Here is an 11,547-nt window from a genome sequence, read left to right on the forward strand (position 1 = left end):
GCTTAATTATAAGGGATTAAAGTATTTCTAAGAGAAATGAAAAACCTGATTGTTTTCCTTTTGGGTTTAAGGATAAATCATGAAAATTTCAAACGAAATGTACAACCTTCTTCAGGAAGAAAAGAAAGCACGCATCATAGAAGCTTACCTTAAGCATCGATTTCCTGAGGGATTTGATGAAGCCTGGATGACTCAGCCCGAACTTTATAGGGAATTGGCTAATATCCTTGATTATTTATTTAATCTTGAGGACGACAAACTGTCTTTGGCCGCTATTGGCAGTGAAAATGCGGGAACCCGTATGGAATACCAGAAGAACTTTGAAGCACTGTCAAACCTATTGGATTCTTTAGTTGAATTTTCTAAGGATAATCCCCCTGTTGCATTGCCTGTTAATAAAAAGGAATTTCACCTACAGCTTATTGCTGTTAAACAGCTTACAGGCAAACTTTCTCTTAGAGCTCTCCATGCTCAAGCTGCAAATTTGGGCATAGCTGAAAAATTTTTAAATGCCGAGCTTGGCCAGGCTGAATGGCTTGCTGATGTTGACTTAGAAAGGGCGTTAAACAAACTTGGCATTAGAGATCGAGTCCATATTACCCGTTTAAACGCCGAAGACATTGGCATGATCTTGCACTTTGAGCGGCTAAAACATGCAGATAGCGACCAGCCTTATAGCATCCCCTTATTGATTAACTGCGGTTCTAGCGGTTCTATAAGAAGCCAGGGAACCCACTGGACACAAGCCATAATAACGGTTAACCCTGCCAGTGCAAAAATTGAAATTAATTACCGCGACTCCATGACCGCAGGCGAGGATGTGGCGTTCATCCTAAAGTCGGCCATAAATTATGATGAAATCTCACATGTAAACGGCTCTACCAAACGCTACATAGCCTTTCCAGATGTCCAAGAGAGTGATTTAACGCTCAATATAGTCTCTGAGCATTCGCAAGAAGACGGCTGGAGTTGCGGTTACCGCGCCTTGTATAACTTAGTAAATGATGAGAACTTTCCAATTTCGGGCATAAGTAATGGCGCCACCCCATTGACCGCCATTAGCAATGCCTTGTACAGCTCGGCTTCTCTTCGCAATGCCATGTATCGTTTGCTTCTTGAAAACTTAGAAATTAGTGAGGATTTTTTTGAAGCGATGCAACTTGATAAGGAAGGTTTTAAAGAATCCAAAGACGGCAGAAGCTATGGTTTAGATGAGCGCTTTACCAGCCATTACCTGCATTTTTTAGCTGAGGGTCATTCAGCCAGAGCCATAACTTCCAAAGAGTTTGAGGAAAACTACCATAGTTTGATTGCTAATTTTGAACGCATCCATTTTGAGACGAAACGTACAAAATCACTGGAGAGCCTAAGGAAAAAAATTGCCAGCATAAGTAGTGATGCAAAGCTATCCCCGGATGCCAAAATATTTACCCTACTTGATGCATTGGCTGGTGAATGGAACAACATCATTATAAGCCGCCATGGTGAAGGCAGTAAGCTGGCTAAGGCAATTTTTGATTTTTGCGACAATCAATTTGGCGTTAAACTCCTTAAAGGACCCAATTATCAAGTTAAACAGGATGGACTTATTTTCAGGATGTTTTCCCATATGATGGGTAGCGCATTAAGCAAGGAGGACACGAACAGTTTATTGCCCAAGGCAAAATCCAGCACCACAGCAGCAGGCAAAATTTCCCATAGTGCACCGGTATTAGGCAGTGAGAAAGTTCGAAGCGCAAAAATTTCCCCATCGGCAGACAGCATTGATAAACATGCTGCTCCTGGTCAAATGGCTTTATTAAAGAAACAAGATTTAAGCCGCCTCGGAACCATGTTTGGTCTTACGCAATTTTGCTATGGTGAAAAAGTGGGCGGTGTTGAGCCTGGTTTCAGAGCCATTGATTTGGACGAGGCTTTTTTTGAGCAACTTGTTCAAATGCCCTTACCCAATAGCGATAAGCAAGCTTTGGCTGCAGCATTCAATTCTTTACTGGGTCTAATTGCAAAAGCTGACGGCTTGAAAGCCAAACAAATTGCCTTTGCAAGTTTTATTAATACTCATGTACCAAGGCCCCATGCAAAAAATGCAGTAGATCCCAATATCATTGTTCTTTGTGAGCAAATAAAGGGAGCCGTCCGAGAAAATAATAATTTGAGTGCCTGGCTGTACAAAATGGATTATGCCGAAAGTGGTGCCAGAAAAGACCGCAAAAAAGTAAATGTTGAGGCCTTAAGAGAATTCGTCGGCACCCGTATGGCTGGGATTTTCAGTGAGCAAAACCAAAAACAGGAGATTCGTTGGTTGAAGGGTCCCAAAGGCCCCCACGCGATCCTCGCCTGCGGTTGGAAAAATGATTTACGTGAGTTAAAAGAATTTCTCCATGGCGGCCATGCACCCGATTGGAATGGTGTTTTGGTCGAAGATCCCAAAGCTTCATTAAAGCGCTCCAAACACATTCCAGGATTAGCCAAAAACTTAATTTTCGGAATTGCCATTGGCGATCGCGATGGCATTGGCAAAGAAGCACAGAACAAAGGCTATGCGAGCAAAGCTTATTATGGCTTTGACTATGGTAAAACCTATGATGGTGATGGCGTATGCGACAGTCTCCAGGATGATTTTAATTTCCATAACCCCGGCTCAGGAGCACCTGGATTTCTTCGCAGTGAGGGAGGGCTTGGCGTTGCTCGACATCTGATGTATCGAAATTACAGCATTTTTTATGACACCGAGCTTGCCGATCGTATGATGGGCGTGCACATCTGGAAAAAAATGGTCACCGGAGAGAATCCAAGCGAAGACGTTCTCAAAAGTTACCCTGGTTTAAGACAAGAACTGTACCGCATTCAGGAACGGATACCAACTGCCGAAATACTGTTGCAGCGCGTAGCACCAATACGAGGTCAGTGTGAAGAGGGCAGCCCATTCCAACAACAGCTTGACAAATTGGCCATTGAATTTAGTGCAGGAAAGTTAAGCCCTTATGAATTGTTTTTCGCTGAAATTAAGCTGGATTTAATCTCGCAATCCCTAAGCAGCGAAATGCCTTATGAGGAACTGCATGGATACCTGCTTCTCCTGGATAACTGGACTCAAAAAGCCGCCGAGAACAATAAAAAAATTCTCGATGTGTTTGCGCAGCGTTTAACATTAAGCCGACAAGAGGTTAATTTTCTCGATAAACTAGAAAAAATCATCGCACCATGCTCTATTTTGTCGCACGATGGCGAAGCCATACTTAATCATCTTCGTATCTCAAATCCGAAAGAACGAACCCCGTTCCAATTGAGTCGACAACAAGACGGCTCCTATATTTTAACCACTACAAACAAAAGCATACAGACCCTGCTTAGAGACAGGTTGTACCTTGATTCTCAAGAAACGAAGGAAGGGCTTCGTTGTACAATGACTGAAAAACAGTTAGCACAACTCATGAAGGAAGTGGATAAACAATATCTGCATAAAAAAGAAATGCTGCTTAATAAAGCCGTTTTCGATTTGGAGACTTTACCGCGTTTAAAAGAAACTTACCCGACGCAAACGCTTCATTATTTTAAACAATTACTTAATCATGAGATCCCTAAATCCAAGCAAATTGATCTTAGATATAGCTGGCTTGAGAACTCCAGTTTATCTCTGCTGTTGACCTTAAAAACCGAAAAACAAGCCAAGCTCTTGCAAAATATTTTTCAATTGAGTAGCAGACCTCCCCTTAATTCAAGCCTCACTTTAAATATAACAGTGGATAAACTTCAACGATGCGCCCAATTGATTGAAGAATTTCATGGGCAAATGGAAAAACGCCAATTGGATCATAATCCAAAAAAATGGGAAAAATTCAAACATGAGGTCGAGTTAAAAGAATATCAAGAAGCATGTGATTTATTAATCAAACGATTTACTGATTTTGGCACTCTTGATAGAAGAACCTTGGCTCAACTTGAGGAAGCGATTCGCGAAATGTCTTTGGAAAACCTGGAAACACTGGCCGGTTATAATGACAATACACTTAAAGATAAAAATAACATTCTTCTTATTCTGAATGATTCAATTGGTGAAATAGTAGGCCTCGAGCAAAAAGTTGAATTGCAAGCGCTTCATGGAACTACAGACCTCGGGCAAATGATTTTCAAATAATAAACAGCAAGCATGGAAAGCTTCAACGCCTGAAGGTTGGTGTCGTTCCATGGGGTTGCCTGAATGTTTCTCGAGGTGACTCTGGAGGATAACCATAGCCTTTATCCGCCAGGAATTTAACATTCCGCAGATAGCGCTCTCCCCATGCACCTGGGTCAAAGTTTGTGACAACCACATTGTAGTTTAAATTAATGATGGACTCAAAGGCCTTTCGTTGCGCAAGCTCATGACCTGCAAAAGAAATTTGCACTTCCGTTTCTTCACTGATGCCCCCTGTTTTCAAACGCTCTATCAGCAAATAGACCATTTTTTCAATGGTATAAAATAACTTGCAATTGGACATACCAGCGCTATACATATCCTCGGCTTTCGAAGCAACTAATCGATAGCCATAATCGTGAATGGGATAGACAAATTCATAGCCATTGCCATCGGGAAGCAGTTCTGGTTTGATAACAATGGGTGGCGATATCACATCAATCGTCGGACTTAATATAAAGATTTCAAAATAGCCCCACCGCCACAACATTTGCCAAAGCTGTTCAAGCAAAACGACGGGATCACTTTGTGCTTCGGCCAGAAGCCTACGGCCTTCTTCAGCAACTCTGGCAAGCTCTTCAGGGGATAAATCTTCAGCCATTTCGATACCTATATCACAACAATACAACTATCTTAGCCCAAAATATCAAATTGGGCACCGCCTGCAGCTTAAAGAAAATGTAAAATAAGCGTTATTTTGACGAAGAAGAACAGTATTGATAGTAAACAGGAGGCTGGGCATGACATTTAAAGCATTTTGTTTGGCAGGCTGATTTTTCCTGACAGCACTTAATAACCCCTTTTCGAAGCCATAGATCCAGCATGGGCTGTAAAGTTTGTGTATCGATTTGAAATTCGCGAGCAATTTGTTGATTACTGGCCACCCGCTGGTGACGTAAAAAATCACGAATTTGCAGCAGCATAAAAATCTCCAGAGCGTTGCTTTAAAGCCTTGAGCAACAGAGCAAACACAATAAAAATTACGGCAATCAGTGCAGCCGAACGTCCAGGATGCGCAGCAAATGTAAGCACCTGATAAATAAATACAGCCGACGAGTAAGCCACAATAAGAGACCAAATCACCGAAAACCACATCAGTTTTTTACTGGCTTCCTGACGAATCACCGCCATGGTAGAAACGCATGGTATGTAAAGCAAAATAAAGACCAAATAAGCATAAGCTCCTGCCTTGCCATCAAAATGTTGAGCCATCATGCCGTACACCGATTGCGAAAGCTCCCCATCCGGCGCACTCGCCAGTACTGGATTGAGAAAAGCCGGCCCAAGCGCAGCCAAATTACGGGGTATAGAAACGATTGCCGACTGCAAGCCGCCCAACAAATCAAAATGACTGACAGAAAATTGCGCAATATGTCCTAATTGAGCATATAGGGAATTTAAAGAACCAACTACAACTTCTTTAGCCAACATACCGGTTAACAAACCGACGGTGGCTGGCCAGTTGTCTTGATGCAATCCCATCGGTGAGAACAAAGGCGTAATCCATTGACCTATTAAAGACAACAAAGATTGACTGCTGGCTTCTCCAGTGCTCAAACTTCCTTCAAAAGTGATTGAATTCAAACCACCAAGAATGATGCAGACGGGAATGATGAGGCGTCCGGCACGAATGACAAAATGCTTTAAGCGTAAAGAGGTTTCCCGCAGCAAGCGAGTCAGTGTTGGCCTATGGTAGGCCGGAAGCTCTAAGATTAATGGAGAAGCCTCTCCTTTTAAAGTAGTCCGGCGCAATACAAAGCCGGTAAATACGGCCATTAATATGCCAATTAGATAAAGGGAAAAAACGATGTTTTGGCCGCCAGTTGGAAAGAAAGCGGCGACAAAAACTGCATAAATGGCCAAACGGGCACTGCAAGACATGAAAGGACTCATCAGCACTGTTAAAAGTCGGTCTCTTTCCGAATCCAGAGTTCTTGCCGCCATAATGGCCGGGACATTGCAGCCAAAGCCTACAATCATAGGAACAAAGGATTTTCCGGGAAGTCCTAAAGCCCGCATGATTTTGTCCACCACAAAAGCTGCGCGAGCCATATAACCGGACGCCTCAAGAAAAGATAGAAAGAAAAACATGGCAGCAATGACAGGAATAAAGGTTAATGTGGTATTAATACCCTTACCCACACCATTGCTGATTAAGGCAATAAGCCAGCTTGGGCTATGAATTTGCTGTAAAAGCCAGGTTGTGCCCTGAACAAAAATAACATCCGTGGAAATATCAAAAAAATCCTGGAAAGCACCACCAACATTAATGGCAAACAAAAACATGAAATACATGATGCCTAAAAAGATAGGCAATGCTAAATAGCGGTGTAAGACAATTCGATCAAGCCTCGCTGTGAAATGTTCACTGGCATCGCTTCGTTTGTTTTGCACTTGGCCAACCACCTCATGAATTTTCTGGTAGCGGGCATCGGCGTAAATAATATCCAAATCCCTGCCATCATCCTCACTGGTATAATCCTTAAGCGATGCTGGTAAAAAACTGCTGGCGCCCTCTACTATCCTTTTGGCATAAAAACCGGCTAAAGGGGAAGTGATTTCTATTTGCAATTTCTCCTCAAGACGAAGCAATTCATCTTGGACATCCGCAGCTAACTTCAGCGTCAGCGGCTTTGTTGGCTGCAAATTTTGACAAAGAATTTCGTTTAAATGATCGATTCCTATCTTCTTATGAGCTTGAATGGCCACAACAGGACAGTGGAGTTGTGTGGATAAGTGCTCGGCATCAATACTGATGCCGCGTTGTCCGGCAATATCGTTCATATTAAGAACAACAATAACGGGTTTTCCTAACTCGAGAAGCTGACTGGTTAAGTACAAATGACGTTCCAGGTGACAGGCATCAATGACATTGATGATGACATCTGATGTCAATGTCACCAGAGCATTCGCAGCAATTTGCTCATCCTGGCTCGAGCTTGCAGAAGAGCTCAGGGAGTAAATACCGGGCAAATCTGTGATTTCAATTTTGCGGTCGTTAAAAAAATAAACACCGGTTTTTTTTTCTACAGTAACACCGGGCCAATTTCCTACCCGCTGGTTCGCTCCTGTAAGGGCATTGAATAGCGTTGTTTTACCACAATTGGGGTTACCTACTAATAGAACCTGCGTCATATTCGCTCCCAAAGCAATTCAGCGGCCTCTTCTTTGCGCAAGGTTAAAGAAGTGCCTCGAACCTCCACCTGAACCGGACAACCTAAGGGAGCGACCCTAATCACGGAAATTTCCACGCCGCGAGTAATGCCCAATGATAAAAGCCGTCTGCGATAAGGCAAAGCAGTATGGCCAAAATCAATAAGGCGGGCACGATCGCCCTCTACTAGCTCGGAAATACGCATTTACTCTTTTTCAACGTTATTCAAAAGCAAAATTCTAACACAAATGATATCGAGAATCATTCTCATTTTAGAAAAAAAAGAAACATTTAACCAGCTTTATTGACTGGATAACCTGCTTTTTCCCAGGCTTCAATGCCACCGTCAAGGCTATAGAGCTCTAAAGCATTGTCTTCAGCAGATAATTTTTCACAGGCACTGAGGCTTCGTTTTCCAGCCCGGCATTGAAGGACAATTTTTTTATCTCCAGTAGCAGGCAAATCCTTGGCAGAAATGCTATTTAAAGGCAAAGAGATTGCGCCGGGGATGTTTTCCGAAGCATGCTCATGAGGCTCGCGGACATCTATCAGAACCGCTTTTCTATTATCCAGCCAATCCTTCAGGGTTGAAGCATCAATGTGCTTGATAGCCATACGTTCTCCTTATTTATATTATTTTTAACCAGAACCTACATTAGATTGTGTACTAATCGTTTGGGATGACGCTTAAGATAATCCACTGATTGCATTTCTTGCAGGCGGCTTAAAGTCCTTTTGAAAGGGACCATCATCTCTCCTTTTAAATAAAGCTCTTCAATGGGCACGGCTGCAGATATAATGACTCGAATGCCCCGATCATACATTACATCAATAAAATGGATCAGCAGGATGGCAAATATTGTATCTTGCTCTCGTAACTTGGGGACACCCGATATGAAAATCGTATCGAATTGTTCAGCTATTTCAAGATAATCAAGCTGGCTTCGCGGTAAATTACAAATCACATCAAAATCAAACCATACCGCTCGTTGGCTCCTCCTTTTAAAAGGGATACTGCGATGTTGAATCAATAAACTGCCATTGCTTTCAGAAGGATTTGAAATGGCATTAAACTGCTCCTCCAAAATTCGCTCAGTGTCAGAATTCAGAGGATAAACATAAGCTGTATGCAACGATTGACGTCCTAAACGATAATCTCGCTCTTCCCGCAATCCAATGATTTCACAATGCGTTTTAATCAGAGAAATGGCAGGTAGAAAACGCTCCCGATGAAGACCATTGCGGTATAAATCATCTGGTGCAGTGTTGGATGTTGCCAGCAAAATGATGCCTTCTGCAAATAGGGCTTTTAACAACTCCGCCAGAATCATGGCATGCGTAACATCATTGACGATAAACTCATCAAAACACAGTAGGCGAATTGTTTTAGCAAATTCGCTTGCTATGCGTTTGAGCGGATCTTTTTGCCCTTGAATACGTCGTAACTGACCATCAACCTGCTGCATAAAATGATGAAAATGAATCCGCACCTTTCGCTGTTCTTCTGCAGCTTGAAAAAATAAATCCATCAAGTAGGTTTTACCCACCCCTACAGGCCCATGTATATAAAGCCCGACAGGTTGGGGTGTTTTTTGCAACCAGTTCAACCAGGAGCGTTTGGGCAGTAATAATTCATCGCCCAACCTCTGCATGGACTGCAGCACCTCCCTTTGCCTTGGATCATCTTCAATGTCCCCACCTTCAATAGCACGTTCATAGTCTTCAATCAAATTCATAGATCTGGGACCCTCGCCCGGATGGTAGGGATGAGCTGATCCTTTAACTCAATTAACTTACCGTGAAAAAAATGCCCTGTTTGCTTAAAAGTAATAACAGGTATTTGCGGAGTGGATTCCTCAGCAAAATCAAACACGAAAGAAGCTGGCACAACCTCATCCTCATCTCCTTGCACAATAACCCAGGGATGAGGAGCTGGATGGAACTCATTATAATCGTAGTGATGAACTGGCGGTGCTATGGTGATTAGCAATTCCGAGTGGGTTTGGGCAGCCGCTCGATAAGCAACATAGGAACCAAAAGAAAAGCCCGCGAATAACAACCGCGTATCAGGACGCTCGAGCAACCAGTGGTTGACTAGCAGCAACATGTCTTCGCTTTCACCAATACCGTCATTATAGACACCCGCTGACTGGCCAACGCCGCGAAAATTGAACCGCAAACTTGGAACTCCCAATTCTTTAAAAATACGAGCAAGAGTGGTAACAACTTTGTTATTCATGCTGCCACCCTGTAAGGAGTGGGGATGCCCCAGGAAAGCCACAAAATTGCTTTTCACTTCAGCAGGCACAGTTATCACAGCTTCAATCAGACCCACGGTGGCTTGAAAAAGGAAAGGATGTTCGCCGGGAGTGTTAAGTTTATCAGTTAATACCATAGCAACAACTTAAATAAATTTTGAACCAGTCAATAATAGCCTATCTTGCAATTTCATGCGCGTTCTTTAAGATCATAGCAGCACCGACCTTTGCGGTGACTAGCTAATTATAACAATTTATTGGAGGACTTGATCCTATGAGACAGGTACCCGCAGTACATCGACTTTCTTCTGACTCCTTGTTTAAGGAGGCAGCATGAAAATTCAAGATTTTAAACGCAAAAAACAAGAGCAAAGCAAAATCAGCATGATCACCTGCTACGATTACCCATCCGCACGTATCGTTTCAGAATCAAAAATTGACTGCGTGTTGGTGGGAGATTCAGTGGCAATGACCGTCCATGGCCACTCAACAACGGTGATGGCAACCATGGAGATGATGGTACTGCACACCCAGGCCGTTGCTCGCGGTTTAGGACAGAAGTTTTTAATCAGTGATTTGCCTTTCTTAGCTCATAAAGGCTCAAAGTCTGAAACTGTTGCGAACGTTCGAAGCTTATTGCAAGCAGGAGCCCAGGGAGTAAAAATTGAAGGTGGTGATTCAGACAGCTGTAAAACCATCGCTCATCTTGTCTCAGCGGGTATCCCTGTGATTGGCCATATTGGCCTCACCCCTCAATCCATCCATCAGCTGGGCGGATATAAGGTGCAAGGAAAAAACAGTGAGCAAGCCTCAATCCTCATGGAGCAAGCCATTCAATTAGAAGAAGCAGGCTGCTTTGCATTGGTCATTGAATGCGTGCCGCAAGTTCTTGCCGCGAACATTAGTGAACAACTGACTATTCCAACCATTGGCATCGGAGCAGGTTCAGGCACGGATGGCCAAGTGTTGGTTTGGCATGATTTGCTAGGATTACAGACTGAGCTTAAGCCCAGATTCGTCAAGCAATTTGCCCAAGGTAAACAGTTACTTTTAAACAGCATTAATGCTTATGCAGAACAAGTGCAGCACTTGCAATTTCCTGCCTCAGAGCATGCATTTTAATGTCAGTTAAATAATTAACCTGCTGATCACTGCAAATCATCAGCAGGTGAGGAGTAATCATGCAAATTTTTCATACATTAAACGAGTGGCAAAGTGCCAGACGTGCATTGTCTTTTGCAGGTACAATTGGTTTTGTCCCTACCATGGGTAATTTACACAAGGGGCATGCATCACTGATTCAAAACAGTAAGGAAGAAAATGATATCACCGTGGTCAGTATATTTATTAATCCAACACAATTTAACCGTGCTGAAGACCTAGAGCACTATCCCCGAACACTAAATGCGGATTTGGATTTATTAAAAAGCTTGGATGTGGATTATTGTTTATTGCCGACTGAAGAAGAAATATACAAAGACCAATACAGTTACCAAATCGTTGAGTCAGAACTCAGCCAAATCATGGAAGGCAAGTATCGGCCCGGACATTTTACCGGGGTGCTGACGGTGGTGATGAAATTGTTCAACTTGGTTAAACCCAGTCAGGCTTATTTTGGCGAAAAAGATTTCCAACAGTATCAACTCATTAAAAAGATGGCTGAAGCCTTTTTTATGGATGTGGCTGTTAAAGCTTGTCCAACGGTGAGGGAGCAAAGTGGCTTAGCTTATAGTTCACGAAATAACCGCTTGGACAAGGAAGGGAAACTAAAGGCAGAACAATTTGCTCGCCTTTTCCATCAAAATAAATCTTGCGAAGATCTGAAGCAAGACTTAAGAGAGAGTAATATTCATGTCGAATATCTTGAAAGTCATCATGGCAGGCGTTATGCCGCGGTTACGATTGCCGATATTCGTCTTATCGATAACTACCTAGAAGAACCTATTTAATTATTTCGG

General features: G+C 42.8%; 10 protein-coding genes. 3 read left to right on the forward strand and 7 right to left on the reverse strand.

Annotation, left to right across the window (positions count from 1 at the left end):
- Positions 1-79: 79 nt before the first annotated feature.
- Positions 80-4,138, forward strand: coding sequence for a hypothetical protein (locus EL203_RS12775; protein WP_058471851.1), 4,059 nt, complete (start codon positions 80-82; stop codon positions 4,136-4,138).
- A 22-nt stretch (positions 4,139-4,160) separates the two neighbouring features.
- On the opposite strand, the gene EL203_RS12780 is transcribed toward EL203_RS12775, so the two are convergent.
- The 7 genes from EL203_RS12780 to EL203_RS12810 all read right to left on the reverse strand — a co-directional run bounded on the left by EL203_RS12780 (position 4,161) and on the right by EL203_RS12810 (position 9,726).
- Positions 4,161-4,778, reverse strand: coding sequence for a hypothetical protein (locus EL203_RS12780; RefSeq protein ID WP_058471850.1), 618 nt, complete (start codon positions 4,776-4,778; stop codon positions 4,161-4,163).
- A gap of 91 nt (positions 4,779-4,869) precedes the next feature.
- Entirely contained in the window at positions 4,870-5,100 is a 231-nt protein-coding gene (locus tag EL203_RS12785; protein ID WP_058471849.1) for a FeoC-like transcriptional regulator, read from the reverse strand.
- Positions 5,081-7,312, reverse strand: a complete 2,232-nt coding sequence (gene feoB, locus EL203_RS12790; RefSeq protein ID WP_058471848.1) for a Fe(2+) transporter permease subunit FeoB — start codon at positions 7,310-7,312, stop codon at positions 5,081-5,083. Before feoB ends, EL203_RS12785 begins: the two co-directional genes overlap by 20 nt.
- Positions 7,309-7,536 carry a FeoA family protein gene (locus tag EL203_RS12795; protein ID WP_058471847.1) on the reverse strand — a complete coding sequence of 76 codons (228 nt, stop codon included), beginning with the start codon at positions 7,534-7,536 and terminating at the stop codon, positions 7,309-7,311. Before EL203_RS12795 ends, feoB begins: the two co-directional genes overlap by 4 nt.
- 86 nt (positions 7,537-7,622) lie before the next feature.
- Positions 7,623-7,946, reverse strand: coding sequence for a rhodanese-like domain-containing protein (locus EL203_RS12800; RefSeq protein ID WP_058471846.1), 324 nt, complete (start codon positions 7,944-7,946; stop codon positions 7,623-7,625).
- 35 nt (positions 7,947-7,981) lie between these two features.
- On the reverse strand, positions 7,982-9,067 hold the full coding sequence (gene zapE, locus EL203_RS12805) for a cell division protein ZapE (protein WP_058471845.1): 1,086 nt from the start codon (positions 9,065-9,067) through the stop codon (positions 7,982-7,984).
- On the reverse strand, positions 9,064-9,726 hold the full coding sequence (locus EL203_RS12810) for an alpha/beta hydrolase (RefSeq protein ID WP_058471844.1): 663 nt from the start codon (positions 9,724-9,726) through the stop codon (positions 9,064-9,066). Before EL203_RS12810 ends, zapE begins: the two co-directional genes overlap by 4 nt.
- Positions 9,727-9,922: 196 nt before the next feature.
- On the opposite strand from EL203_RS12810, the gene panB reads away from it, so the two are divergent.
- Together panB and panC are read left to right on the forward strand one after the other, a co-directional pair.
- On the forward strand, positions 9,923-10,711 hold the full coding sequence (gene panB, locus EL203_RS12815; RefSeq protein ID WP_058471843.1) for a 3-methyl-2-oxobutanoate hydroxymethyltransferase: 789 nt from the start codon (positions 9,923-9,925) through the stop codon (positions 10,709-10,711).
- A 59-nt stretch (positions 10,712-10,770) separates the two neighbouring features.
- The gene (panC, locus tag EL203_RS12820) at positions 10,771-11,538 is read left to right on the forward strand and encodes a pantoate--beta-alanine ligase (protein WP_058471842.1); all 768 of its coding nucleotides are present in this window, start codon (positions 10,771-10,773) and stop codon (positions 11,536-11,538) included.
- Positions 11,539-11,547: the final 9 nt, after the last annotated feature.

The organism is Legionella jordanis (genome assembly GCF_900637635.1).
GTDB classification, from domain to species: domain Bacteria; phylum Pseudomonadota; class Gammaproteobacteria; order Legionellales; family Legionellaceae; genus Tatlockia; species Tatlockia jordanis.